At 37.5% G+C, this 24,263-nt stretch carries 30 protein-coding genes; 8 read left to right on the plus strand and 22 right to left on the minus strand.

Going from position 1 to position 24,263, the window contains the following annotated elements:
* Positions 1–34 precede the first annotated feature (34 nt).
* From BANA01_RS23940 to BANA01_RS23960, 5 genes are all read right to left on the minus strand, one after another.
* Positions 35–571, minus strand: a complete 537-nt coding sequence (locus tag BANA01_RS23940; protein ID WP_034674653.1) for a GNAT family N-acetyltransferase — start codon at positions 569–571, stop codon at positions 35–37.
* A 29-nt stretch (positions 572–600) separates the two neighbouring features.
* Positions 601–1,308 carry a YjjG family noncanonical pyrimidine nucleotidase gene (locus BANA01_RS23945; protein ID WP_034674651.1) on the minus strand — a complete coding sequence of 236 codons (708 nt, stop codon included), beginning with the start codon at positions 1,306–1,308 and terminating at the stop codon, positions 601–603.
* Between the two features lie 21 nt (positions 1,309–1,329).
* Positions 1,330–1,821 carry a DMT family transporter gene (locus BANA01_RS23950; RefSeq protein ID WP_034674649.1) on the minus strand — a complete coding sequence of 164 codons (492 nt, stop codon included), beginning with the start codon at positions 1,819–1,821 and terminating at the stop codon, positions 1,330–1,332.
* 111 nt (positions 1,822–1,932) lie between these two features.
* A complete protein-coding gene (locus BANA01_RS23955; RefSeq protein WP_034674647.1) occupies positions 1,933–2,631 on the minus strand; it encodes a Crp/Fnr family transcriptional regulator in 699 nt (232 codons plus the stop codon).
* 32 nt (positions 2,632–2,663) lie between these two features.
* Positions 2,664–3,089, minus strand: a complete 426-nt coding sequence (locus BANA01_RS23960) for a DMT family transporter (RefSeq protein WP_034674645.1) — start codon at positions 3,087–3,089, stop codon at positions 2,664–2,666.
* Positions 3,090–3,364: 275 nt separating this feature from the next.
* On the opposite strand from BANA01_RS23960, the gene BANA01_RS23965 reads away from it, so the two are divergent.
* Both BANA01_RS23965 and BANA01_RS23970 read left to right on the plus strand, forming a co-directional pair.
* The gene (locus BANA01_RS23965) at positions 3,365–4,429 is read left to right on the plus strand and encodes a sulfite oxidase (RefSeq protein WP_157411879.1); all 1,065 of its coding nucleotides are present in this window, start codon (positions 3,365–3,367) and stop codon (positions 4,427–4,429) included.
* 115 nt (positions 4,430–4,544) lie between these two features.
* Positions 4,545–5,117, plus strand: coding sequence for a hypothetical protein (locus tag BANA01_RS23970; protein ID WP_063254984.1), 573 nt, complete (start codon positions 4,545–4,547; stop codon positions 5,115–5,117).
* On the opposite strand, the gene BANA01_RS29695 is transcribed toward BANA01_RS23970, so the two are convergent.
* Positions 5,054–5,524, minus strand: coding sequence for a hypothetical protein (locus tag BANA01_RS29695; protein ID WP_157411874.1), 471 nt, complete (start codon positions 5,522–5,524; stop codon positions 5,054–5,056). The genes BANA01_RS23970 and BANA01_RS29695 overlap by 64 nt on opposite strands.
* Before the next feature lie 375 nt (positions 5,525–5,899).
* On the opposite strand from BANA01_RS29695, the gene BANA01_RS23975 reads away from it, so the two are divergent.
* Together BANA01_RS23975 and BANA01_RS23980 are read left to right on the plus strand one after the other, a co-directional pair.
* The gene (locus BANA01_RS23975) at positions 5,900–6,910 is read left to right on the plus strand and encodes a 2-oxoacid:acceptor oxidoreductase family protein (protein WP_157411875.1); all 1,011 of its coding nucleotides are present in this window, start codon (positions 5,900–5,902) and stop codon (positions 6,908–6,910) included.
* Positions 6,911–6,927: 17 nt separating this feature from the next.
* A complete protein-coding gene (locus tag BANA01_RS23980; RefSeq protein WP_034674663.1) occupies positions 6,928–9,240 on the plus strand; it encodes a thiamine pyrophosphate-dependent enzyme in 2,313 nt (770 codons plus the stop codon).
* Positions 9,241–9,496: 256 nt separating this feature from the next.
* Here the strand turns inward: BANA01_RS23980 and BANA01_RS23985 are convergent, their stop codons facing one another.
* The 5 genes from BANA01_RS23985 to BANA01_RS24005 all read right to left on the minus strand — a co-directional run bounded on the left by BANA01_RS23985 (position 9,497) and on the right by BANA01_RS24005 (position 13,629).
* Positions 9,497–10,132, minus strand: a complete 636-nt coding sequence (locus BANA01_RS23985; RefSeq protein ID WP_157411876.1) for a pyridoxamine 5'-phosphate oxidase family protein — start codon at positions 10,130–10,132, stop codon at positions 9,497–9,499.
* Between the two features lie 50 nt (positions 10,133–10,182).
* A complete protein-coding gene (locus BANA01_RS23990) occupies positions 10,183–11,436 on the minus strand; it encodes an MFS transporter (protein ID WP_034674661.1) in 1,254 nt (417 codons plus the stop codon).
* A gap of 26 nt (positions 11,437–11,462) precedes the next feature.
* Positions 11,463–12,326: a PhzF family phenazine biosynthesis protein gene (locus BANA01_RS23995; RefSeq protein WP_034674659.1), complete on the minus strand. Its 864-nt coding sequence runs from the start codon at positions 12,324–12,326 to the stop codon at positions 11,463–11,465.
* Positions 12,327–12,352: 26 nt separating this feature from the next.
* Positions 12,353–13,012 carry a DUF429 domain-containing protein gene (locus tag BANA01_RS24000; RefSeq protein WP_063254985.1) on the minus strand — a complete coding sequence of 220 codons (660 nt, stop codon included), beginning with the start codon at positions 13,010–13,012 and terminating at the stop codon, positions 12,353–12,355.
* A 107-nt stretch (positions 13,013–13,119) separates the two neighbouring features.
* Positions 13,120–13,629, minus strand: coding sequence for a GNAT family N-acetyltransferase (locus BANA01_RS24005; protein WP_034674671.1), 510 nt, complete (start codon positions 13,627–13,629; stop codon positions 13,120–13,122).
* Positions 13,630–13,819: 190 nt separating this feature from the next.
* On the opposite strand from BANA01_RS24005, the gene BANA01_RS24010 reads away from it, so the two are divergent.
* Complete coding sequence (locus BANA01_RS24010; protein WP_326161076.1) at positions 13,820–14,188, plus strand: ribosomal maturation YjgA family protein; 369 nt, start codon at positions 13,820–13,822, stop codon at positions 14,186–14,188.
* Position 14,189: 1 nt separating this feature from the next.
* On the opposite strand, the gene BANA01_RS24015 is transcribed toward BANA01_RS24010, so the two are convergent.
* The 8 genes from BANA01_RS24015 to BANA01_RS24045 form a co-directional block, all read right to left on the minus strand.
* The gene (locus tag BANA01_RS24015) at positions 14,190–15,500 is read right to left on the minus strand and encodes an MFS transporter (RefSeq protein ID WP_063254986.1); all 1,311 of its coding nucleotides are present in this window, start codon (positions 15,498–15,500) and stop codon (positions 14,190–14,192) included.
* Positions 15,497–16,696, minus strand: coding sequence for a DUF58 domain-containing protein (locus tag BANA01_RS24020; protein ID WP_052106350.1), 1,200 nt, complete (start codon positions 16,694–16,696; stop codon positions 15,497–15,499). The genes BANA01_RS24015 and BANA01_RS24020 overlap by 4 nt, the downstream gene beginning before the upstream one ends.
* Complete coding sequence (locus tag BANA01_RS24025; RefSeq protein WP_034674691.1) at positions 16,696–17,634, minus strand: AAA family ATPase; 939 nt, start codon at positions 17,632–17,634, stop codon at positions 16,696–16,698. Before BANA01_RS24025 ends, BANA01_RS24020 begins: the two co-directional genes overlap by 1 nt.
* 152 nt (positions 17,635–17,786) lie before the next feature.
* Entirely contained in the window at positions 17,787–18,164 is a 378-nt protein-coding gene (locus tag BANA01_RS24030) for a VOC family protein (protein ID WP_034674688.1), read from the minus strand.
* Positions 18,165–18,495: 331 nt separating this feature from the next.
* On the minus strand, positions 18,496–18,738 hold the full coding sequence (locus tag BANA01_RS24035; protein ID WP_034674685.1) for a hypothetical protein: 243 nt from the start codon (positions 18,736–18,738) through the stop codon (positions 18,496–18,498).
* Between the two features lie 108 nt (positions 18,739–18,846).
* Positions 18,847–19,335, minus strand: coding sequence for an NUDIX hydrolase (locus BANA01_RS24040; protein WP_052106349.1), 489 nt, complete (start codon positions 19,333–19,335; stop codon positions 18,847–18,849).
* 137 nt (positions 19,336–19,472) lie between these two features.
* Entirely contained in the window at positions 19,473–19,622 is a 150-nt protein-coding gene (locus BANA01_RS29700; RefSeq protein WP_157411877.1) for a hypothetical protein, read from the minus strand.
* 171 nt (positions 19,623–19,793) lie between these two features.
* A complete protein-coding gene (locus BANA01_RS24045; RefSeq protein WP_034674682.1) occupies positions 19,794–20,207 on the minus strand; it encodes a RidA family protein in 414 nt (137 codons plus the stop codon).
* Positions 20,208–20,407: 200 nt separating this feature from the next.
* Between BANA01_RS24045 and BANA01_RS24050 the strand changes: the two genes are divergently transcribed.
* Together BANA01_RS24050 and BANA01_RS24055 are read left to right on the plus strand one after the other, a co-directional pair.
* Entirely contained in the window at positions 20,408–21,376 is a 969-nt protein-coding gene (locus BANA01_RS24050) for an NAD(P)-dependent alcohol dehydrogenase (protein WP_034674680.1), read from the plus strand.
* A 105-nt stretch (positions 21,377–21,481) separates the two neighbouring features.
* Positions 21,482–21,994 (plus strand): GNAT family N-acetyltransferase, encoded by a 513-nt coding sequence (locus tag BANA01_RS24055; protein ID WP_034674676.1) that lies wholly within the window; start codon positions 21,482–21,484, stop codon positions 21,992–21,994.
* A gap of 16 nt (positions 21,995–22,010) precedes the next feature.
* Here BANA01_RS24055 and BANA01_RS24060 read toward each other — a convergent pair whose 3' ends face one another.
* On the minus strand, positions 22,011–22,886 hold the full coding sequence (locus BANA01_RS24060) for an alpha/beta fold hydrolase (protein ID WP_082799659.1): 876 nt from the start codon (positions 22,884–22,886) through the stop codon (positions 22,011–22,013).
* A 93-nt stretch (positions 22,887–22,979) separates the two neighbouring features.
* The gene (locus BANA01_RS24065) at positions 22,980–23,273 is read right to left on the minus strand and encodes an RNA polymerase alpha subunit C-terminal domain-containing protein (RefSeq protein ID WP_034674673.1); all 294 of its coding nucleotides are present in this window, start codon (positions 23,271–23,273) and stop codon (positions 22,980–22,982) included.
* Positions 23,274–23,411: 138 nt separating this feature from the next.
* On the opposite strand from BANA01_RS24065, the gene BANA01_RS30800 reads away from it, so the two are divergent.
* Entirely contained in the window at positions 23,412–23,498 is an 87-nt protein-coding gene (locus BANA01_RS30800) for a YjcZ family sporulation protein (protein WP_157411880.1), read from the plus strand.
* A gap of 146 nt (positions 23,499–23,644) precedes the next feature.
* Here BANA01_RS30800 and BANA01_RS24070 read toward each other — a convergent pair whose 3' ends face one another.
* Positions 23,645–24,232 carry a copper resistance CopC family protein gene (locus BANA01_RS24070; RefSeq protein WP_063254987.1) on the minus strand — a complete coding sequence of 196 codons (588 nt, stop codon included), beginning with the start codon at positions 24,230–24,232 and terminating at the stop codon, positions 23,645–23,647.
* Between the last annotated feature and the right edge of the window lie 31 nt (positions 24,233–24,263).

Raw genomic sequence — 24,263 nt, forward strand, 5'->3', positions numbered from 1 at the left:
TAATTAGTTTGAGTAAAAAGAAAAAGTAATACATCTATTTAGGATTAATTGATCGCAAAACGGTAATGAAACCATCCAATATATCATGACTCACAGAAAACCCTTTTCGCTGATAGAATTCTAATGCATTATCATTTCCATTCGAGACAAAGATGAAATGATCTTCTACATCATCAAATTGCTTCAGCCAATCCATTGACATATTAAAAAGTTTAGATCCAATACCACACTGTCTATATTCATATTTTATATAGAATTGCGATAGACAACCTACATTCTTTTTCCGAACAGACGTTAAGTCAAAGAAGGTCGTGAAACTATTGGAATAGACTTCTTTAGGAGAGACATTGGAATAGACGTAGGCGATAATTTTCTCACCATCTTTTACAATTACGATGTAATTGTGTATGGCATTCTTTACAGAAGGAACCATCCGAGTGTCAAAATTCATATGATCAAATAACTCTGGGGTTATATGAGCTTTAGATTTTTGAAAAGCCATAAGTTCATTGCATAAATCTCTACAGTTTTCAATTTCTTCATCGGTAATGATTTCATAGTTTAACTCCATATTCCCCACTCCTTCAAATCAGCAAATTATCAGGCACCTATCCTATCTTTTACACTTACTATTTGTTTCAATTCTTCAAGCTTGTGGATTTGAAAATTTGGACTACTATCAGAATCGTTCTGTTTCATTTTGGGGTTAAACCAGCAAGTGTCCATTCCTGCCAGCTGTCCGCCCTTAATATCAGCACTCAACGAATCACCGATAATTAATGCGTCGTTCACATTAAATTGAGGAATTCTTTCAAAAACATAATCGAAAAATTCCTTCATTGGCTTTTGGAACCCTGTATCCTCGGAAACGAAGATATCTTTAAAAAATGGAAATAAACCTGAAGACCGTAATCGTTTATCCTGTGTCCTCGATACTCCGTTTGTAACAATATATAAGTCATACTGGGAATGAAGTTCTCTAATAAGATCAAATGCACCATCCACTAATTGATGTCCTTCCTCTAAGAAAGATCGATACTTTTTTTCGAGTAATTTCCCATCAACTTCTTTTCCGTATACATGTAATAAGCTTGAAAAACGAGTGTTGACAACCTCATCCCGGCTCATTTCTCCTTCTTCAAACCTCCTCCATAGACCTTGATTTATTCTTTTATACTCTTCCTCTATTTCTGGAGTATGCAGAATATTCTGTTCCTCAAAAAGGAGTTGTAACGCTAATTTTTCTGCTGCACCAAAGTCTAATAACGTATCATCTACATCAAAAAATAAAGTTTTATATTTTTTCAACGGTATCACTCCATCATCTGTTTACTTTTCTGCGTGTAAACTTTTTATACTATTTGGCATTTTTTTAATCGACTTAGGCTTTCCGTTCATTTTAAAAATAAGAATGCCAGCCACTATTATAAGTACACCTGAACCTTGTTGAAGGGTAAAAGGTACCTTTTCCAATCCCATCCAGCCAAATGAATCCCACATTAATGCAAATCCAAGCTGTGAAGTGAGCATAATTGACATCGCATAGGTAGGGCCAAGTAACTTTATGCCTTGGACGACACAGGTTACGATTCCAATTCCTATTAAACCACTGAACCAGTACCATGTCTTCATATTTTGTAATTGAAATAGTTGCTTCCCTTCAAACAGGAATCCTATAGTAAATGAGGCGACAAATCCTAAACCTAGCACTAATGTAGTTGTCGTCCATGAACCGGCGTGTTCACCGACTTTACTATTGAATATATTTTGCAGACTGACTAAAAATCCAGCCAGTATGGCAAATAATAGTCCTAGAATCATATCTTAAACACTCCAATGTGTAATATTTTAATAGAGTCCATGAATGGTGGCAAGGTGTCACTGTATGGACAGAAACGTTCCGATTGCTTGTTCTCGGGACCACTATCGATTTTACTCGTAAATATTTCCTCCAGATAAAGTTGTTAAGGCTTCTCTGTCCTTAATAAGAATGAATCCTTTCTTACGCTCAACTAGTCCGTCGGAACAAAACTGCCGAATCACCCGATTTAGGTGGCGATAGCTGGTCCCGATAAGATTTGCCGTATCCGCCAAACTAGACGTACTTAGCTGCCCAGACAATATGGATTCATTTTCATCATGGATCACCGACAATAAATAACTGGCCAAACGAACTTCAACTGGATGCATTAAATTGAAGCTCATCGAATTATTTTTCAAATAAAACTTTTCGGTAATAATAGTTAACATAAATTGCAAAAATGGAGAATAATCATTTGTTAATTTTTTCAGCAGTGTGTGTTGTACTCCGATCATATAGACCGATGAAACGGCCTCTACCGTATTGATGGTATCAATCTCCTGCACATATTCAATATCTCCTATCACTTCAATTGGTGTTTTAAAAGATAATATAAGTGTTTTCCCTTGTGCTGAAGTGGTGTAGATTTTTATTTTACCTTGTACCAAGACATATAAATACTTGGATGGCTCACCTTGTGATAAGATCAGTTCCCCTTGTTCGAAATGGTATAAAGACAAATATGGCATGATATCATCATTAAAAATGGATTCTAGTTGGTGAGCCTGCAAATAGGACTGCACTAACTGACGATTTTTTATTTCTTTCACGTTTCCACCTCCTGGATGGCAAATTCTTTACATCAAAAACGTAATATGACAACACCCATTATCATCAGCGCAATTCCGATGAACTGAGGTAACCTCATCTTTTGCTTCGGAATACCAAACCAGCCTTTGCCATCAATTATAAAGGTCAACCCTAATTGGGCAATCAATAGGACGGAAATGGAAAGGGTAACCCCTACGTATTCAATGGATGCTACATTACTAAAAATAATAATTGCTGCAAAAGCACCACTAGTCAAGTATAGGGGTTTTACATTCTTTAACTGTTTCCATTTCTTATCTCTTACAAACATTATGACCAGCAAACTTACGAGAAGTCCCGTGAATTGTGTAATGGTTGCCGTCTGCCACGTGCCAATATCTTGACTAATCCGGGTATTTGCAACACCCTGAAGTGTAATAAAAGCCCCACCTAAAAAAGCAAATAAACTCCCTTTCATTCTCTTCTCTCCAATTTATCTATATTTATAATCTAATTAAATGATAAATCAAGAGTTCTTCGATAGGACATATGTCCTCGATTCTAAAAATGAAGCTTTTTTTACAAAAAAATATCCCTTTTATAAATTTAAAGGGAAAACATATCTACATTTCATTTTAAAAAACCTGTATATTTAGCCGCTAATTATTCTTCGTCTTTTTAACATGTTATGTTACCTATTCCAACCACTTAAGACATACATTATGAATGACTGCATTTTTAAGGGAGGAAATGATGGTACCAAAACATCCTGATGTAAAACCTTATTTAATAACACGTAAATTGGACCCTGAGAATCAGGAAACACCTATACACTTTATTGAGCAAGAATTAATCCAAACTCCTTTATTTTATCGGCGTAACCACTTCTCTTATCCAAAGCTAACCTATTCAAATTATTTTCTTTCAATAAACGGGTTGGTATCTACTCCCTTATTGCTTTCCATGCAAACTATCCAACAGTTGCCCTCGAAAACGGTGGAAATGGTTCTTGAATGTTCCGGAAATAAACGCAGTTTATTTGAACCTAAAGTATTTGGAGAACAATGGGAAAAGGGTGCGATTAGCCAAGGTGTTTGGACGGGGGTTTCATTAAGTACTCTCCTCGGATTATCAGGTATTTCGCAAGATGCAAAAGAAGTCGTTGTGGAAGGATATGACCAAGGAAAAAGAACAGACTCCGATGAGAGTTTCTATTATTCTAGGAGTTTACCAGTAGAAAAGGCCCTACATCCTGATACGATTATCGCGTATGAATATAATAAAAAACCATTATCATTTAAACATGGATTTCCTTTCAGATTAATCGTTCCACAATGGTATGGTATGGCGTCTGTTAAATGGATTAAGCAAATAAGTGTCATCGGTTCTTATTTTACCGGTCCTTTTCAAAGGATAGACTATTTGTATTATCCAAATCAAGAAAATGACGATGGTGCTCAGCCGGTCACCACCATGAATGTAAATTCAACAATCCATAAACCGTTAGATATGGCTATATTAAACACAGGTAAACATGAAATAAAGGGGATCGCTTGGACTGGTAATGGCTCCATAACCAAGGTAGAAATCAGTATGGATAATGGAGATACTTGGACCAATGCGAATATAATAAATCAGAAATCGAGCTACAAATGGGTTTCTTGGTCTCATGAATGGAAGGCAACAGAAAATGGTATCTATACCATCAAGTCAAAAGCAACAGATTCTCATGGTCAAACACAGCCCAGCAAACCTTATTGGAATAGAAAGGGTTATGGATATAATGCTATTGATCAAATTAGGGTAAGGGTTGAATAATAGTAAAGAGCAGGATATGAAATTCCTGCTCTTCCTTTCAGTCATCACTTTCTGGATAATTGTGGTAAAATAATGGTAAATAAAATAAAAATAATGCCATAACTTAGGTGAACCGATGAAAAAAGCAAATAAAAAAATGGCTCTTTTTTTTACTACATACTTTTTGCTAATGGTCTCTATGATTCTAGCTGTTACATTAGTTGATTTTAAGCCTAGTAAATCATCTGTTGAAATGCCTGAGACGACATTCAAACAAGAGTTAGAGAAACACGAGAAAAAGATAGCGGCTAAGCAGGAGGAGAAAAAGAAAAATCGTTGGACTATATCGAGAGAGACCGTGATGATTGCAGTATCAATTGGGGCTATACTCGATATTATTATTGCTTATATCTGGGTTAGAAGAGAAAATAGAAAATATGACGGTAAAGAAATGCTGAACAAAAAACGATGGCGTAATTCGAAGATATTCTGGAATATTGTCGCGATGGGCGTGATTCAACCGAAGGGAAAAAAATTTGTAATTAATTGGTTTAATATGATCGGAGTTAGTATTCTATTACATTTGTTTTTCTATTTTTTTCTTATAAAAAAATTGAGAAGAGTTTGGAAGTATTCCAAACTCTTCTATCTATCTCTCAATAAATCATCAACAGTCATTTTCATTGAATATATCACTGTTTTTTTATAGTGCGCAGCTAAAAGAAGGACTCTTATTTGTTGCGATCGGGATAATTGTTTAAAACGAGGCTCTTGTTTTAAAAAGGAACGTACAATGGACCAGCTAGATGGCAATAAAGGAAAATCATCCAGCAGTTGTTTTCTGCGAAACCGTTGAAACAAGGATAACATTCCGGAAGGTGTACTTTTATCAACGATACATGGTGCATAAATAGTTTTCGTATGTTTTCGGAGGGATTCATAACGATCTTGACCGCTAATGATTGTATAGCTGTTATCCTTCCGATTTTTCCTGACAACCAAAACAAACATACAATCCCACATCAATCGCTGGAGTCTTTTAATATGTTCTGTTACCTTCAATGATACGTCAGGTTTAATTTTATTCAGGGGTATATATTGAATGGTAAATTTCACAAACATCCCCTCCCTGTTCGTATTATTCTTACCTTAGCTCTGTAATCACAACAGGCTTGGATAAATATTAAATTTTTCATAACTAATTCACTTTAGCATTATATGTATGAACTAGGCACAAGTGACCTACAAACAACTCTCCATTTCTTTTTAAAACTAACTCTCTCCCTCTGTTGTATAACATATTTCCCTCTGTTATATATCACAATTACAATTCACCTTAATGATAAAACCAACTCCATACGGGTTCCTACATCTGATTTCAAAAATCTGTTGTATTTGTTTTGTTGTCCTGTTACAATAAAATTAATTTAATTTATAGAATATTTATAATATTCTATATCAAACTTCGTTACATAGATGGGAGGAATACTTTTGTCAAAATTGCCAAAAACAAATGAATTAGGTTTTTTTGAAATTCGCCTTGAGTCAATCGGCGGATTAGGGGCTAACCTGGCTGGTAAAATGCTTTCCGAGGATGGAGTTGTTGGAAACGGACTGAATGGAGTCGGTTTTTCATCATACGGTTCAGAGAAAAAAGGTTCCCCTGTAAAAGCCCATATTCGCTTTTGTGAGCCAGAAACAAATATTCGAGACACCACACCTATAGAACGTCCTCATGTTGTCGGCATTTTCCATGATGCCCTGTTTAAAACTATCGACTGCACAAGCGGGATCTACCCTGACAGCACAATCCTAGTAAACTCACAAAAATCCCCTGACGAACTGAAAAATCTCATGAAAATTGCTGGCGGTACCATTGCCATCATTGACGCCACTGGTATCGCGTTAGAAGAACAAACAAAAGCCAACACCGCAATGCTCGGTGCTCTTTACCGTATCTTGGACTTTTTAGATCCTGAATCGATGAAAGAAACGATACGACGTACCTTTGAAAAAAAATATCCACACCTTGTTGATCCCAATATTCGGACCTTCGATCGTGGATTTAATGAAGTCGAATTTAAAACTTATCTTCCAGAGGATGGTGTCGAACCTAAACCTTTTTCACGACCAGAACCCGTTCTTGGTTATGAAACCCAGGCGCTAGGCGGAATGATTACCAATCCAGGTAACAGTATATTAAAGGATTTAAGTATTTCACGTGCCGGTATGCTCCCTCATTTTCATGAGGAAAAGTGTATCAATTGCGCGGCCTGTGATACAGCTTGCCCAGACTTTTGCTTTGTATGGGAGGAAAAACCAGACAAAAAAGGTCGTCCTCAAATGTTTCTCAGTGGTATTGACTATCAATATTGCAAAGGCTGCTTGAAGTGTGTAACGGCATGTCCTGTGGAAGCGCTATCAGGTGAACGAGAATACAATGATGGCTATGCGGATAAAAACCGTGTACCCCATTTATTTGATTTAGTGACTCAAAACTAAGGAAAGGACGGGATGTTATGTCCATTGAAATAAACCAAGAAAATCTTAAAACTGAAATGGGAACGGTTGAGCAAAGTTTTGTATTTGAATCTGGAAACGAAATGGCGGCGTATGCAGCCCACCAAATTAATTATCATGTCATGGGGTACTTCCCTATTTCCCCTTCAACAGAAGTTGCCCAGTTCCTTGATGGAATGAAATCTAGAGGTGAACATGATATTGTTTTAATTCCAGCAGATGGCGAACACGGTTCGGCAGGTATATGCTATGGGGCTTCTACAGGCGGCGGCCGTGTTTTTAACGCTACCAGTGCCAATGGATTCCTTTATATGTTAGAGCAGCTGCCAGTTCAATCTGGAACACGGTTTCCGATGGTATTAAATTTAGTGAATCGCTCTGTTTCAGGTCCATTAAATATTCATGGAGATCATTCTGATTTATATTTCGGGCTGAATACGGGATGGCCCATCTTAATGGCCCGCGATCCGCAAATCGTATATGATATGAACATTATTGCGATTAAATTAGCAGAAGATCCTGAGGTACGACTTCCTGTCATTGTTTCATTCGACGGGTATTTCACCTCTCACCAAAAACGCCGTGTACAGGTGATTAAAAATAGAAGTGACGTCCAAAAATTCATTGGGGAACCTCCGAGGAACTTCCCTCATGCCTTAGATCGTGAAAATCCTGTTACCATCGGCCCATATATGAATGAACCTGATTATATTAATAACTGCTATCAACAATCAGAAGCGATGTACAATGCCGAAGCTGTGTTTGAAAGAATTTCTAAGGAATACGCAGAATTAACCGGACGTGAATATCCGATCCTTGACTTATATCGTATGGACGATGCGGAAGTGGCCGTGTTTATGTTGAATTCCGCTGCAGAGGTTTGTAAGGACGTTGTTGATCGACTCCGTTCACAAGGAATCAAGGCGGGTGTGATATCTCCAAATATGATACGTCCCTTCCCTCAAAAACAAATAGCGGAAGCTTTGAAAAATGTTAAAGCGGTAACCGTTGGCGATCGTGCCGATTCATACGGAGCACATGGTGGGAACATGGCCCTTGAACTAAGAGCCGCTCTGCAAACGGTTGGTAATGCTCATACAAAGGTAATCAACCGAATTTACGGATTAGGCGGCAAAGATTTTTATGCAGATGACGCCGAACACTTTTTCCAGTTAGCTATTGAAGCCGCTGATAAAGGTTTTGCAGAGAAGCCGTTTGACTACTTTGGGCATAATCCAGGGAAACCAGAGTTTGCTCCGAAACGTGTGTTAAATCCGATGAAAAAAGAAGACTTAAATACGGGTCTAATTACGGTTACGCCTGATGAAAAAACGGGTGAATTGAAAGTGAAAATTCCGCCTTTACGGAGTTTAACGAAAAAGCCAAAGAGACTGGCTTCCGGTCACGGAGCTTGCCCAGGCTGCGGTATTTTCTCAGGGCTGGAATTGTTTTTTAAAGGAATTGAAGGTGACATCGTTGCACTATTCCACACTGGATGTGCGATGGTTGTAACCACTGGTTTCCCTTATAGCTCTCATAAAGCAACGTATATTCATAACCTATTCCAAAATGGCTCTGCTACCCTTTCCGGTCTTGTGGAAATGTTCCATGAAAGAAAGAGACGCGGTGAATTGGCGGAACTGGGCCTGAGTGATGACTTTACTTTCGTTATGGTTACAGGTGACGGTGGTATGGACATCGGCATGGGTCCTGCAATTGGAACGGCATTACGGAACCATAAAATGATCATCCTTGAGTATGATAATGAAGGTTACATGAATACAGGCAGTCAGCTCTCCTACTCTACTCCAATGGGGCATATGACGAGTACATCCAATATTGGCGGCTTCCAAAATGGAAAACCATTCCATCACAAGGATACGGCTCAAATTATGGCAGCTACTCATATCCCTTATGTATTTACCGGGACGGAAGCTTTTGATCGTGACCTGTTAAAGAAAGCAGCCAAAGCTCAGTGGTATGCCAATAATGAAGGCTTGGTTTATGGCAAAATCTTAATTACCTGCCCATTGAACTGGAAGTCAAAGGATGAATTGGGTCAGACGATTGTTGAAGCTGCTGTGAACTCCTGCTTCTTCCCTCTTTATGAGGTTGAGCATGGGGTTACAACAGTCACCTATAATCCAGAGGAGAAAAATAAACGATTAGCTGTATCCGAATGGCTGAAGTTGATGGGTAAAACGAAACATTTGCTGAACGAAAACAGTAAAGACATGTTGGAGATGTTTGATAAGGAAGTTGACCGTCGTTGGAATATGTTAAAAGCGAAGCATGAAAGTCCATATCTATAAAATAAGATCCCAAGTGATTTCATTTCACTTGGGATTTTTAATTCCGTGGCTAATTGTTACCTAAACTGCACCTGTATCTTATTATGGGCACAATAGTGAGTTTATTGTTACCCAAAATCGATTTATAATTGGAAACGGGCACAATTAGCCTATTATTATGCCCGTAAATCCCATTTGCTTAGAGTTAAGGGCACAATAGTCTATTATTCTAGCCAATGAGACTATTTGTCTGGGATTAGCCAAGTGGAGTCCCATCTCAATATAATCTTTTCGAATAACCTTCTTTAAGCCTTTCCTCTATGGATTCGGTACTGCTACCGGGAAGTCCAGCGTGATCAAATATGATTTTTGCTGCGGAGGGCAATGTTTCTTTGTCAGCCCAAGAACTAGGTTCCCATAAACTAGAGCGTTTAAAGGCTTTCGCACAATGGATATAACATTCCTCTATCTCTACACCAATACCTAATAGAGGGGCTCGGCCTCTTACGGACATCTGTTCAAGAAGGTCAACGTCTTTTACCAAATACGCCTTTCCATTCACTCTCAATGTTTCCCCTAAACCAGGAATCATAAATAACAGACCTACGTTAGGGTTTGCCAGGATATTTCGCATGGTATCGATTCTTTTGTTACCCGGTCGCTCTGGAATAACCAAATAGTTTTCATTTATGACTTTAACAAATCCAGGCATATCCCCTCTTGGTGAAACATCACCTTTACCCGATGAATCAGAACTAGTAATCACTAAAAATGGAGATTTGGAAATGTATTCTTCACAATGGTGATCTAAATATGTAATCGTCTTGCTCTCAACTAATTCACTTGGGAAACCAATTAATGTACGCAATTCCTCTTCTGTTTGGCTGAAATCCTTAAATGGTTTATTCATCATATTTTTCCTCTCTTCTCACAGAAAAGAGGCAACCCAAACGGTCACCTCATTTACATGACTTCATTCCGCTTCTTCAAATAGCGATATAAAATAATACTGAAAATAGAACATAACAGTCCGCAGACACCAATAAATATAAATCCTGCCTGAAATCCTCTCATTAACCCCATTTCCGCTCCAAGAAAGCCAGTGAACCATCTTTTAAAGAATTCAATCAGTGCTCCTAAGAATAAATTGCTGATAACAACCACAATCCCCATAATCGTTACGGTAACGGTAATCGCAGCGTCAATTCCATTCGGATATCTTTTTGCGATTAATGCCATTACGGTTGGATAAACGGGTGCAATTCCAAACCCAGCTGCCGCATATAACCAAACACCTGTAGGCCCCAATAAAGTAGCCAAAATGGTCGTAATTCCAGCAAGGCCGGAAAAAACAATGATAGAAATCATAAATCCGATTTTATCAGTAATAAATCCTAGAAGTAACCTTCCGACCATAAAACAGAGGAAAAAGATTGATAACATACCGGAAGCCGCCGCCCCACTCCATTGAAACGATCTCACTAGAAAGTTAACAAGCCAGCCTGCAATCGAAAGCTCGACGATTACTCCAAACGATAGAATGATAATGATGAACCATGCTACCCGATCTTGTAAGAACGTCTTCATCGGCAGTCGTTCGTGTTTAGTTGTTTGATCAACTGGAAGTGTACTAAAAAATGCTGGGATCATAGGAATGATGCATAAGGAGAGCATGAAAAAATACATTCCCTTCCAGCCTAGCTCTTGACCTCCGATAAACGTCATACCCATCAAGCCTGCTGCCATTAAGGGTGCCGCCGTTGAACTAAGTCCATAAAAGAAATGAGATAAGTTCATCATAAAGCCAGTATTTTTTGTGAAAATTCTTGCAGCCAAAATGGCCAACGCGATTTCTAACATTCCGTTCCCTAAGTACATAATGAAATAGGAGACGGAAAAGATAGCAAAATTACTAGAAAAATAAATAAAAACACCTGATACTGCCATTACACCAAAAGCAATCAGACTCGTAAGCTTAATCCCTACTTTAGATGAAAAAGCACCAGTAAAACTGCACGCGATTAAAAACCCAATGGAATTAATCGCTAATAGAAAACCAACCTGCAGTTCATCAATCTTATAATCAATTTGCATCTGAGGAATGGCTGGTCCCTTGATATTTTCCGATAGCCCAAATACTAAGTATCCAAGAAAAATAACAAAAAACGAAAGTGGTATGTATTTCTTTACTTGTTGTGTTTGTGGCAATGTTTGCATCTTATATACCCCTTCACGCTAAATTTTTAATACCACTTACCTTCTGATACGACAATGACTTGCCCGCCGACTTGGATGAGATAGTGATCATCTGTCTTGTTGGCATGTATTTTTAGTAGCGATGGTCTACCTATAAAAGCACCTTGTTCGACACGATAGTTTATTTCATTGGTATTAAAAAAGTTATGTTCCAATAAATATCCTGCTAAATTTCCATTAGCACTTCCTGTTGCTGGGTCTTCTAGATACCCTGGTATAGGCATAAATAATCTTACATTTATATCGTTTTCTGGGCTTGCGGTTTCAGTTGTAAAGACAAGTAAATTAACATCTCCCAGATCCTTCAATAGGTCTGCATAGGCTCGATGGCCAATTTTACAAAGGCTTACAGCATCCAATGATTTCAAATGGACAATAACACTTGGTAATCCTGTTGATACCACTTGAATCGGAAAATCAGTATTGATATCATCTCGATTGATTTGTAATGCAGCTGAAATTCTATCAATCTCAACATTAGCACCAAATTCAGGTTGATTTTGAGTCATCCATGCGTATTTATCTTCAAATATAACGGGTATTTGCCCAACAGGCAGGTTTAGTTTAACTTCACTTCCTTCTGAACAATCATATAGATAGTTGATAACATAAGCAGTGCCTAGGGTCGGATGTCCAGCAAAAGGTAATTCAGAATCAGGGGAGAAAATCTTAACATCATAGCCCCCATTATCCTGCAAGCCAGACATAATGAAAGTCGTTTCCGAAAAGTTCATTTCTCGAGCTATTTTTTGCATCTCCGTTGTATGCATTTTCCTTTCTGGTATAAAGACAGCTAATTGATTTCCCTCATATTTGTTCTCAGCAAATACATCTACAATAAAAAACTTCATTTTCATTTCCTCCAAATCTTACTTAATTAACAACAAAAATCATAGGGATGAAGCGGAGGATTTGCAGGAAGCAGCCATTTTGGCTCGTGGGATGAATCCTTCCAATGCCATGCCCCCAGTGCTGCAGCACAGGCATCAATCATATGACTTTCTTCATCAATGAATGCGGGGAGCTGTGTTACGTGCTGCTCCCCTAACCAATTTTTTATAAAACTTCTTGAAGACATATCTTGTTTATACGTCAATACATATGCTAAATCTTTTGATAGAATTCTTGATCCGATTACGGCTCCAGGGTGCACTTCGACAATGGATATCGGGTGAATGCTCGTGAGATTTTCTATTTCTCTCGTAAGTTTAATTCCTCTCAATGTTAAGTAGACCATTCGGTTAAATGTCGGTGGCATGATGGAACCCGACTTCATCCCAAGAGAAACAATAAACTGTCTCAATTGTTTATCACCTAGTCTATCCCCACCGCCGTCCTGGTAGGACAATGGAGCGTCCATCCCAATGACCACTTCATCAATTTGACTTTGCTCCTGTATTTCTTCCAAAATTTCAAGATCTCCTATACTTCTCCTTAGTTTGAGAAATGTTAATTCTCCATCTTGCAGTTCAAAGACAGCCAAGACCGTATGTTGAGGGTTGCTTGGACCGGATAAATCAATGCCTATTATTCTCATAAAAACTCACCTTCTAATCTTCATCTGAGAATCTAAAGAAACCAATATAGGAAGCCGCTAGAACTCTTTCCGTAATACAATGATTGACATTCAATCACATAGTTCATTTAAGAATCCTTTTTAAGTTGTTTATAATAAATCACGGTAGTATCTAGTTCTCCCTTATCCGAAAGGGCAAAGTGTGGGATTTTTCCAGCCTGGATATACCCAAGAGATTGATAGAGGAAATTGGAATGATCCCCTTCCCTTGTATCAAGGATAAGTAAAGTCCTTTTTTCATCAAACGCTCGTTCTTCCGCTGCTTTCATTAAGGAACGCGCTACTCCTTTACGTCTAGCATTTGGTCCAGTCATTAATTTTGCAATTTCAGCTCGGTGAAGACCATTCTGCTTGCTACATAAGTGCAGTTGGATGGTTCCGACGATCTCATTATCTACTTTCGCAATAAATAAATTCACATCTGGGTTCATTACAGTTTGCCAATAGTCTCTCGCATCTGATAAATTCATAGGAGGTAAAAATCCAATAGACGCACCGTCATCCACCACCTGAACCAAAAGTTCAGAGAGTTGGTCTAAATTGGTCTCAATTGATTTAATTTCTTCTATTACTAACATACTAAATACCTACTTTCTCAATAAGTGTGTATATCAACTTAATTTGGCCCATTATCGACAAAACCGCTATCATTTCATGCTTGTATATGTAAAAAAATTGTTAATATAATGAAGATTATACTGTGGAAAAAAGGTGTTGCCAATGATTTCTAAAAATCATTCTCATATTTACCTAAGGGGAACATATTTTATGGCTGTCGTCATTACGATTTTACTAGGCCTTGCCTCTAGAAAATTCAGCCATCTGTTATTCCCCTTTTTAGCAGAGAATGCTGGCGATGTTCTATGGGCAATGATGGTCTATTACGGATTCCGGTTTTTATTAGTAAAGAAACGGATGTTAACAGCCATCATTCTCAGCTTTTTGTTCAGCTTCGGTATCGAATTCAGTCAGTTGTATCAAGCAGATTGGATCAATCATATTCGCGGAACTCTGCTGGGAGCGTTGATATTAGGTAAAGGCTTCCTAACAGAGGATTTAATTCGGTATACAACAGGAATTATCATTGGTGCTAGTTTTGATCGTGTATTGATCATAAAAAAACAGAAGAACACATAATTCAATGTTCTTCTGCTCTGGATTTAAATACTTTCATAATGTTTTTCACACGTGATTTCGATTGGATTTTACCTTCTTCTACCAGTAATTTATGAATCTGTTTTAACTCGGATTTCTTACTTTCTATTTTTTGTAAAAATAATTTATATTCTTCATCTGATTCCATTTGATTTCCATAACGAACCCTTTCATAGACAGATTGGATCACCTCGTCCTCGTTTACTCCTACTCTGGTAAACCATTCCCCTATCGCTTCAGATGAACTTCTACCAAGTTGGAGTTTTTCTGCCATTTTTTCAAGGCGATACATTTCTTTTCGTACTCGATGGGAAGGCTGTTCTCCAGACCTTTTATTTTTTGAAGAACTCGTTCCCTTTCCTCCATCATCAAACGAGATGGTATAGTATTGATTTTCAGTAGTATCTAAAACTTCTGTAGTACCCTGGAATTTTTTATATAGGTAAATAAATAACAAAATACATAGAATGATCAAAACGGCAAAGTACCAGTAGGTAAAATGAATATCCATTTTTGACACAACAGAGGATTGATCATGAATTAAATTCGTGCTCTCAGTGTCCACTTGGGACTCTGCATTTTGAATCTGTTCAAATGGATTCAATTCTCCCGTTAACTCATAATTCTCCACCCAATGAAAGATTGGAGAAAAAACAAAGGACGCTGCAAATACCCCTAATTTAAGGATGGAAACTACCAACCACTTCAAGACATCCCTCAAGGCAACTAGAAGCAGGCTTAATACCATTAAAATACCCATTATGGAAAGAAAATTTCTCAGCAAACGTCTTTTTACTTGTTTGTTCTCAACCACTGATAACCAGTTAATTAAAAAACCGCCCATCACGATAAAAGCAAGGTTTAGGACGATGATTATAACCAATGGATTTTGAGGATAGCCCTGAATGTTTGCTATAATGAGTAGAATAAATCCCAAGAACACAGTCAAAAACAACCAAACACCGGTTTGAACACTGCCATCCTCATTATTCATGACACTTGTTCTCCAATAAATCAACAACGCCAATAATAAAATAAACAGTATCGGAAAGTTTAACAATAATCCACCAGCCACAACTAAAGGGAAGACGATCATAAAAAATAACAATCTGCTTTTCTCCTGGTAGGTGTGAATCAGGAAAATAAATAGATAGGTAGTAGCCAGTGCGAGCACTAGATAAGGCAAGATGGGTATCTCTTGTCCACGATATAAGTAGTAAAAAGCGATAACAAGACTTCCAAACAATATTTCAATCGTTTTGTAATAAACCAAATACCAAGCATTGCTTTTCATGAAAACATCCCCCTTTTTTGGGAGAATGATTTTTTCACAATCGAAGCACTTTGTTCATGGATGATGAGTTCGTAAATACTTGTTCCTTTTTCGGCCATCCTATTTAGAATATTTCCTCTGTCGGGTATGTATTGTCCGGCAAGCAGGAAAAACGGCTGCTGTTCTAAATGGCTATCATAATAGGCAAGCATCTTTTCAAAAGGATAAACAGAACTCTGGACATCAATATGAGCGATCGCTTCTAATACTTTTTGTAAATGCTCTCTGCCAGTCCCCGGCATTATATAATAAAAAGGTGTTATTCCCACATAACGCATATTAATACAAACGGAGAATGGGATATTCTGTTTGACAAAGAAATAGGCCAGATCTGCACACCCGCTCAAAATTTCTTCGAGATTATCGGTAACAAATCGGTCATTACCAATATTGATCACGATATTCCAACATTTCTCAGTCACTTTATCAAAGAGCTTCGTTTGCAGGGTTTGTTTACGAGCAGTTGCCTTCCAATGAATCCGATTAAAACTGTCTGAATAATTGTATTCTCGTGTTCCAGCGGGAGAGAGTGTGTCCTCAAAAAGTGAATAAGAAACAGGAGATTCGCCATGCTTGCTGGTAAGGACCACATGTTTATTGTGTACAGCCAATGTTTTAGGATAAACAAGCGCTTCTTGTATCGAATGAAATTCCTTTTCCAATATGGTTTCACCGAAACCAAAGAAATGGGGAATCATTAACTCGATTTTTCTTATTCTAGAAACACCTCTTTTTTCAGCTGTAAAGGGAATGGTCACGCTCGTCTTTTGACGATAGCTGATTGAAAACGGAACGGTAACTTCATAGATCGATGATTGTTTCCGGGCATGTGGGTCATGTGGTGCAACAGAATCATGAAAGCTCACACTCAGCTTCGCCTTCATGATGGGTATGCTAACATTTTGGAATTCAAGTACCCATTCACCCTTTTCATCAGGGAAATACTTCGCTCTTACCTTTTTGTTATTAAAAAATAAACCCTCTCCCACTTTCTTCAGATAGAGATGATTGAAATAAATAAGAAGGATAATAAAGACGCCAGCAAAAAAGGCAAGCCATGATTGGAAGAAAAAAGAAGCAATACATAAAAAGAGTGCAAATGCACCTGTTATAGGCAAATATTTGTTCTCAATACTATATTTACTCCATTCCATCATCAATAAGCGCCCAATTCTACTGGTACTGGGACCGTTTCTAATACTTCCTTAAGTATGCTTTCAGGAGATTTTGTAAAAGATGCTTCTGTCGATAAAATGATTCTATGACCTAATACATAAGGCACCATCTTTTTAATATCCTCTGGAATCACATATTCACGATTTTCTAGGAAGGCTTGGCCTTGTGCAGCCTTCATCAATGCGAGTGCCCCGCGTGGACTTACACCTAAATCTATTTCAGGATGCTGTCTTGTTTTTCTTACGATTTGAAGCAAATAAGATTCAACGGTATCATTGATTTTTATTTGTTGAACGAGCTCCTGCAACTTTTTAATTTCTTCGTGACTTAAAACAGCCTTTGTTTCTTTGGTGCTGCCAATCCCGCGTGCTAGCTTTAAGATTTCTTTTTCACTATTAAGGCTTGGATAGTCCATACTCAATTTCATAAAGAAACGGTCCATTTGTGCAACTGGAAGTGAGAATGTTCCTTGCTGTGCTTCAACAGGATTTTGGGTGGCAATAACCATAAAAGGATCATCTACCTTGACCGTTATCCCATCAATCGTAACTTGTCTCTCCTCCATGACTTCCAGTAAACTGGATTGAGTTCTGGGTGTAGCACGGTTAATTTCATCCGCAAGTACAACATTGGCAACAATCGGACCAGTTCGAAGTTCAAACTCCTGGGTTTTTGGATTAAAGAATTGGATCCCGGTCACATCACTAGGGAGTACGTCTGGAGTAAATTGAATTCTAGAGAAGAATCCATTAATACTGCTGGCAAATGATTTAGCAAGCATCGTTTTACCAGTACCAGGCACACTTTCTAGCAATATATGTCCATTAAATAGTAGAGAAACAGTAAGAAGTTCAACCTCCCTATCCATTCCCACCATAACCTTTGAAATTTCTGACTTTACTCGATTTACGTATTCCATATGTATCCACCTACTACTTTCATGATGTTTGAATGAGCATTCATTTTTTAAGTAAAAAAATTACAGTTATCTTTTACTATAAGCTATTCCGTTAATCTTGGAAATATAAAAAAAGGCGACCAATGAAATAAGTCCGCCTTTCTCCTGCTTTTTTACTGGCAAACGCCTAATGGGTTTCCATCTGGATCAAAAAAAGTAAAAAACCTAGTATGGCCTTCTCCACCGATGGGGCCCACTTTTACGTCCTCTTTCACTAACATTCTATAAGTCTCATCAAAGTTTTGTGGAATAAAATTATAGTATTTTCCTACACCAAAATTATTCTCTGGGAATTTCATGGGTTGATGATTACTACATTCAACTAAACATACCACCGTTTGTGACACATCTGAGATTTTCATAACGGCAGCTTCCTCTTCTATGTACAGTAGTTTAAATCCCAGTTTGTCTTCATACCATTTTGATGAAAAACCAGGGTCTTTTACCGGAATAAAGACACCTTCCATCCCCTTTAAAAGTGGTTTTGTCATTGCAATTCCTCCTTTTATTAATATAACTTCTTACTTCGATAAAGTTAGGAAATTTCCTTTTTATTTTAGATAAGACCTTCATCCGAGCTCTTAAGGACAAATCTCATCAATCTCCAGAAAGATTAGTCCTTCATGCAGGCTCTTAAGGACAAATCTCTCGGGTCACTTGAAGGATTTGTCCTTCATCTAGGTTCTTAAGGACAAATCGTACGCTATCACAGAAAGATTAGTCCTTCATCCAACCTGCATTGTTACGTTAAAAGAAAAAAGCTGTCGAGATTTTCTCGACAGCCTGGTGTTGTGTCAGCAACCAAAACTTTAAGATGTTAACCTAAGCGTATTTTATACCAGCAATCTTAATATTATTAATATCACTTGATCCACAAGGTGTTACTGCATAGGTCATTTCACATTTTGGACAATTCATAACAACTGTTTCTAACGTGAACGTTTCTCCACACTCGCAGTGAATTTCATGCGCAACGGTTGGAGCAAGTTGATCTTTTCCTTTACTTTTCACATGATCAACGATATCTTTTCCATCTCTTATATGACTTGAACAACCACAGCTCATTCTTAACCCTCCAAATAAATAAAATCTTAGTAGATTAAGAATAGCATAGAAAAACACTCTCCAAATCTTCAAAAATCAAACAGATTATGAACTTATCAAATAGTTTATTCATTGAGCATCCCATTGAAAAAATAACTCGTCATGTTCCCTTTGAATAAATAACTGTTTTGGATAAGGTAATGCCAGTTCAGGCATATCCTTTGGATTGAAATAACGAAGGTCAACTGTCTCGTTATCAATTGGACTTAGGCTACCGCTTTGAACAGCGCACTCAAATAAAAAGATGTTATATTCCACTTGGTGACCATTTGGATATTGATAGCGGAAATCGTTGCTGCCGAAAACTCCTAGTAACTTTGATGGGACTACTACTAATCCTGTTTCCTCCCATACTTCACGAACGAGAGCTTCTGCTGGTGCTTCGCCTGGTTCAATAGCACCTGCAGGAAGACTCCATTTCTCATTCTCACCATTTTCTTTATTTTGAAATAATAACTCTCCTATATCATTCCGAATAATGGCTGCAACACTTGGCATGAAAATTAATCCACTGCCTACTTTATCTCGTAGCTCTTTATAATATGGAGACATTCCCATTTTCTAACCTGACTTAAATTAATATGAAGATACAATTCTCCAACGTCGTTGCCAACTCCTTTTTATATCCTTAAAGAAATGATTCATATAAAAAAGAAGACTCTACGTAACGAGTCTTCTTAGGTATCTAGAACTATTTAATGTACACGAATTATTTCATATATATCTTCATCATGATGTACCCTAGTATGCTTGGACTCAATTCTTTCAAATTCTTCCATCTCTTCATTGTACATGGACTCAGCAAACCACCAGTTTTTGAATTCAAGAAAAAGCTCTGTCAGCATCTTGATTCCTCCAGTTAGGGTTAGTAGATTTCTATACTCATATTATACATGTGAATCACTTCACATAAAAGCGCTTACAAAATAGGCGGAATAGGAAAATAATAGAGAATAATTAGAAAATAGTAGCACTGCACCAATAGAAAAAGGACCCAAAAATCGAGTCCTCTATCATTATTTTGTATGGTTATCTACGGCAGCAACTGCTTCAATTTCCACCAATTGATTTTTATATCCTAACACGGTTACTCCTGATAATGTACTAGGCACATCATGATCACCGAATTCCTTTCTAATCGTTGTCCATGTTGTTACCAAGTCCTCCTGATTTTGAGTAGCAACGAGAATCCTTGTATAGACAACGTCTTCTAATGTAGCACCACATTCTTTTAATGCTTCTTTCAAATTCTCTAAGCAAAGGTTAGCTTGTGTCTCAACATCACTAGAATCAGGGACAATCCCCTCTTTCGTAAGTGGGCAGGCTCCGGCTAAAAATAATAAATCCATTCCCGCTGGAACTTTACTAGCGTAGGCATAGTCAACTTGTGCCAGTCGATTAGAATGAATGAGAGATATCTTTTTATTCATATTTCGATTACCTCCTATTTTCCAATGTATCAGAATTATCATAAAACACAGTTCGTAATAGTGCCAATACTTTTTCCCTTCATTTAAAAAATCATTTACTACTTTTTTTACAATTTGTATTGAATCCTCTCTAATTGGAATATCTATTTATTTAGGAGTTTCGTACTTTTTGTGGTTATGACTTTCGATGGAGGGTAAAAATGAAAGCAATTGTTTATAAAAAATATGGTCCACCTGATGTTCTTAAAGTAACAGAAGTTGAAAAACCGATACCAAAGGAAAACCAAGTATTAGTAAAAATTCATGCTTCATCCGTAAATTTTGGAAATCTTGTTCTTTTAAAAGGAGAACCGTTCTTAGCACGATTTGCATTCGGATTGTTTAAACCAAAGTATTCAATACCTGGTGGAGATATCTCAGGTACGGTAGAAGCAGTTGGCAAAGATGTAACCCAGTTTCAGCCAGGTGATGAAGTGTTTGGAGATTTATCTGGATGTGGTTGGGGGGGATTTGCGGAATATGCCGCTGTTCCTGAAAAGTCATTAGCCTTAAAACCTGCCAATCTAACATTCGAGGAAGCAGCCGCCGTTCCAATGGCAGGTGTAACCGCTTTACAGAGTATGCGGGATAAAGGAAAGATACAACCGGGACAGAAGGTATTGATTAATGGTGCCTCTGGGGGTGTCGGTACTTTCGCCGTACAGATAGCCAAATCATTTGGCGCTGAGGTAACCGGAGTGTGCAGTACGAGAAATGTCGACATTTTGCAAGCGCTTGGAGCCGACCATATCATTGATTATTCAAAGGAAAAGTTTACTGCAAACAATCAGCAGTATGATTTAATCCTTGGTGTTAACGGACACCAGCCCCTTTCAGATTATAAACGCGCATTAAAAGATAATGGTATTTTTGTTCATGTTGGAGGTTCCGAGGCTCAAATGTATCAGGCAATGACGATGGGCCTATGGATTTCAAAGACCTCGAAGAAAAAAATGGGCAGCTTTCTACAAAGACCCAATCAACATGATCTTATATACTTAAAAGAACTCCTGGAAACCGGCAAAATAAAACCTGTTATTGATAGACAATATAGGCTAGAAGACTTGCCAGAAGCGTTTAGATACTTCGAACAAGGTCACGCACAAGGAAAAGTTGTTATCACTATTTGATTTAAATAAAGTAGACACCCTTGAATTGTGATAAAATAGTTATTTTCTTACTATACTTATCCTGTTATAATTAACGCCATATTCATCATTTAGGGGTGTCAATCCATGATAAGAACTGCACAAGAAAAGGATTTACAAGACATTTTAGATATATATAATGACGCCGTCCTTCATACTACGGCAGTATATACCTATGAAGCTCAAACGCTTGAAAGCAGAGAAATTTGGTTTAAGCAAAAAATGGACGAAGGTTATCCGGTCATGGTTTACGAGTTAGATAATAAGGTAGTTGGTTTTGCCACTTTTGGTCCCTTTAGACCGTGGCCTGCTTACAAATATTCCATCGAACACTCTATCTATGTAAACAACCGTTATCGCAGACAAGGGATTGCCACTTCTTTATTAAAAGAAATTATCGCAATCGCTAATGAACGAGAGTATAGAACATTAATTGCAGGAATCGACGCGGCAAATGAAAAAAGCATAGCCATGCATGAAAAGTTTGGTTTCGTCCATTCAGGAACCATTCGAAATGCAGGCTATAAATTCAATACATGGCTGGATTTAGCTTTTTATCAATTAGACCTAAACGGACCTAAAACTCCTGTGGAAAACTAAAGAGTACAACACCCCCTTAGCGACTGCTTAGGGGGTGTTGTTTTTCGATAGTAGTAGTCCAACAAACAATTTCAGTTCTTACCTCCGCTGGTTCATCCCATTGGATCATGTGCCCGGTTTCCTCAACTTGAATGATGGTAACCTCTTTTAAATCCTTCTTTAGTAGAGCGATTCCCTTTTCCCTTGCACCATTTAATTCTACTGGCTCTGTAGCATGTAGTAGTAATAATGGTGACTGGATAAATGGATAGGCCGACGTAAAAGGTTCATTAAAAAAAGCTTTTATAATAGATAAAACAGTGAACTTTGACGCAGTTAATTCATACTTGTTGTTATTCTTTTTAAATATGGATTTTACTGACTGTTCTATGGTTTCATTCCAATGTTTTGTATATGTACGATACTCGTAAACGATTTCTTCCCATGTGTTATACCTAGCATTATCGATGTAAGAGTCCCATCCATTGTATGCTGTTGAAAAAGTCATGTCCTCTTGAAATTGCGGGAAAGTAAAAGCACCATCAAGCAGGATTACTCCCTTAATGTTTTCAGGGTAATATCTTGCATAATGCAGTGCAACATCTGCACCCCAAGAATGACCTAAAAGGTAAAATGGCCTGTCTGCTATTGAGTCAAATACTTTTTCATACCATGAGGCTAGATTGGAAAACAAATAGTCCTCTTCTCTATTAAATGCTGTGCTTTTTCCATGACCTGGTTGATCTATTAATAGTAGGTGAAAGTCATTCGACAATTTTTCACTAAGGGCTGAGAAACTATAGGCTGCGCTGCCCGCAAGTCCATGCAAGCAGACAATCAGTGGTTTTTCTGGGTCACCTTCTATATAGTAACTGACCTTTTTCCCTTCCAATTCAATAATGTAATTCTTCATTATGAAACTCCCCCTTTTGAATTCTTTATTTCTCGATTAGAGAATTCAACAAAGAGGACATAAATCCTTCTTGGATGATACGCTAGCTTGGGTTTATTTTTTAAATGAAAAGCCTTCTTCGGATAATGCTGACCTAAGTTTAGGCAAAGAAGCAGGTCCCATTCCGTGAAATTTTAAGATCTCTTTTTCACTATAAGTGGATAGTTCCTGTAAAGATGTTATACCATTATTCTCCAATGCTCGTCTTGCTGGTGCGGAGAGCTGTGAAAGAAAACCGCTTTTTGGTTTCTCGTCAGCCTCACAAATTGGACAGGTTGGACACTCACTGCTTTTAAAATACTGGTGACCTTTAGGGCAAGTTCTTAGATTTTTTTCTGATGTATTCATTTCTATTCACCTCTACTATTGTATTGAAGTGTGTTTTCGAACAACATGAATCATAAGACTTAAAATGATAAAAAAAGTATCAAACACTGGGCGAATGTCATAGGATGTATTCTTCCAAGAATAAGGAGGTATTTTAAAATGAGTAATGAATGTGAAGTAGGATATGGGTTTCATTTAATTGTTATTGTATTTATCCTGTTAATTATAATCTGTTCCGTATGCTGACTAATGTATTAGTCGTATAAACATGAAAAACTCGCCCAATAAAGAGAACTGTCCTCATTTAGTGTAATCAGAGTGAAGTTTACTATTGGCGAGTTTTTCTTCAAATAATCAATCAAAAACCCATACTTCAAATCATTAAATCATGATTAACTCTTCTTCTTTTTAGTAAAGAATAAAAGTACAATTCCTAGAATAATAATTAAGATAATAATAAAAGGTACAAACATGATGGATGATAAATTATTATTTTCATCTTTAGTATTTTCCGCTATATCAGCTGCTGTGTTTTGTTGCTGGCTTTTATCGTCTTGTTGGTCGGTTTGACTATTATCTCCTTTATTTACATCACTTTCCTCAGGGGTACTAGGATTAGGCTCTGCTTCATTTTGTTCCATTTGAACGGCGAAATGGATTTCCCCTTCAATTGGATGACCATCTTCCCCAATAATTTTCCATTGGATTATGTATGAACCGTTTTCTAATGGTTTTGCTACTGATCCCATTAATTGTTTATTCTCAACCTTGACATCTAATGGAATGACATTTCCATCCTTTATTAATTCCATTGTGCTTAATTCTTCGATTGAAGTTTCAAACGTTAGGGTAATTTGGTCGAGATCTTCTGATATAACTTGTCCTTCGGATGGATTGGAGGTGGATAAACCTGTGTGTGCACGAACCAATGATGGTACCATCATAAGCGTACACATTAAAATGAATATGATTTTTTTCAAGATAAGTCTCCTTTCATTCTAATTAATCTTC

It is taken from the genome of Neobacillus niacini NBRC 15566, from assembly GCF_001591505.1.
GTDB classification, from domain to species: Bacteria; Bacillota; Bacilli; order Bacillales; family Cytobacillaceae; genus Neobacillus; species Neobacillus niacini.

Coding starts and splice junctions, on each gene's coding strand:
- BANA01_RS23940 (WP_034674653.1), bottom strand. CDS start 571: ATGGAGTTAAACTATGAAATCATTACCGATGAAGAAATTGAAAACTGT.
- BANA01_RS23950 (WP_034674649.1), bottom strand. CDS start 1,821: ATGATTCTAGGACTATTATTTGCCATACTGGCTGGATTTTTAGTCAGT.
- BANA01_RS23960 (WP_034674645.1), bottom strand. CDS start 3,089: ATGAAAGGGAGTTTATTTGCTTTTTTAGGTGGGGCTTTTATTACACTT.
- BANA01_RS23965 (WP_157411879.1), top strand. CDS start 3,365: ATGGTACCAAAACATCCTGATGTAAAACCTTATTTAATAACACGTAAA.
- BANA01_RS23970 (WP_063254984.1), top strand. CDS start 4,545: ATGAAAAAAGCAAATAAAAAAATGGCTCTTTTTTTTACTACATACTTT.
- BANA01_RS23980 (WP_034674663.1), top strand. CDS start 6,928: ATGTCCATTGAAATAAACCAAGAAAATCTTAAAACTGAAATGGGAACG.
- BANA01_RS23985 (WP_157411876.1), bottom strand. CDS start 10,132: ATGATGAATAAACCATTTAAGGATTTCAGCCAAACAGAAGAGGAATTG.
- BANA01_RS23990 (WP_034674661.1), bottom strand. CDS start 11,436: ATGCAAACATTGCCACAAACACAACAAGTAAAGAAATACATACCACTT.
- BANA01_RS23995 (WP_034674659.1), bottom strand. CDS start 12,326: ATGAAGTTTTTTATTGTAGATGTATTTGCTGAGAACAAATATGAGGGA.
- BANA01_RS24000 (WP_063254985.1), bottom strand. CDS start 13,012: ATGAGAATAATAGGCATTGATTTATCCGGTCCAAGCAACCCTCAACAT.
- BANA01_RS24005 (WP_034674671.1), bottom strand. CDS start 13,629: ATGTTAGTAATAGAAGAAATTAAATCAATTGAGACCAATTTAGACCAA.
- BANA01_RS24010 (WP_326161076.1), top strand. CDS start 13,820: ATGGCTGTCGTCATTACGATTTTACTAGGCCTTGCCTCTAGAAAATTC.
- BANA01_RS24015 (WP_063254986.1), bottom strand. CDS start 15,500: ATGAAAAGCAATGCTTGGTATTTGGTTTATTACAAAACGATTGAAATA.
- BANA01_RS24020 (WP_052106350.1), bottom strand. CDS start 16,696: ATGATGGAATGGAGTAAATATAGTATTGAGAACAAATATTTGCCTATA.
- BANA01_RS24025 (WP_034674691.1), bottom strand. CDS start 17,634: ATGGAATACGTAAATCGAGTAAAGTCAGAAATTTCAAAGGTTATGGTG.
- BANA01_RS24030 (WP_034674688.1), bottom strand. CDS start 18,164: ATGACAAAACCACTTTTAAAGGGGATGGAAGGTGTCTTTATTCCGGTA.
- BANA01_RS24035 (WP_034674685.1), bottom strand. CDS start 18,738: ATGAGCTGTGGTTGTTCAAGTCATATAAGAGATGGAAAAGATATCGTT.
- BANA01_RS24040 (WP_052106349.1), bottom strand. CDS start 19,335: ATGGGAATGTCTCCATATTATAAAGAGCTACGAGATAAAGTAGGCAGT.
- BANA01_RS29700 (WP_157411877.1), bottom strand. CDS start 19,622: ATGCTGACAGAGCTTTTTCTTGAATTCAAAAACTGGTGGTTTGCTGAG.
- BANA01_RS24045 (WP_034674682.1), bottom strand. CDS start 20,207: ATGAATAAAAAGATATCTCTCATTCATTCTAATCGACTGGCACAAGTT.
- BANA01_RS24050 (WP_034674680.1), top strand. CDS start 20,408: ATGAAAGCAATTGTTTATAAAAAATATGGTCCACCTGATGTTCTTAAA.
- BANA01_RS24055 (WP_034674676.1), top strand. CDS start 21,482: ATGATAAGAACTGCACAAGAAAAGGATTTACAAGACATTTTAGATATA.
- BANA01_RS24060 (WP_082799659.1), bottom strand. CDS start 22,886: ATGAAGAATTACATTATTGAATTGGAAGGGAAAAAGGTCAGTTACTAT.
- BANA01_RS24065 (WP_034674673.1), bottom strand. CDS start 23,273: ATGAATACATCAGAAAAAAATCTAAGAACTTGCCCTAAAGGTCACCAG.
- BANA01_RS30800 (WP_157411880.1), top strand. CDS start 23,412: ATGAGTAATGAATGTGAAGTAGGATATGGGTTTCATTTAATTGTTATT.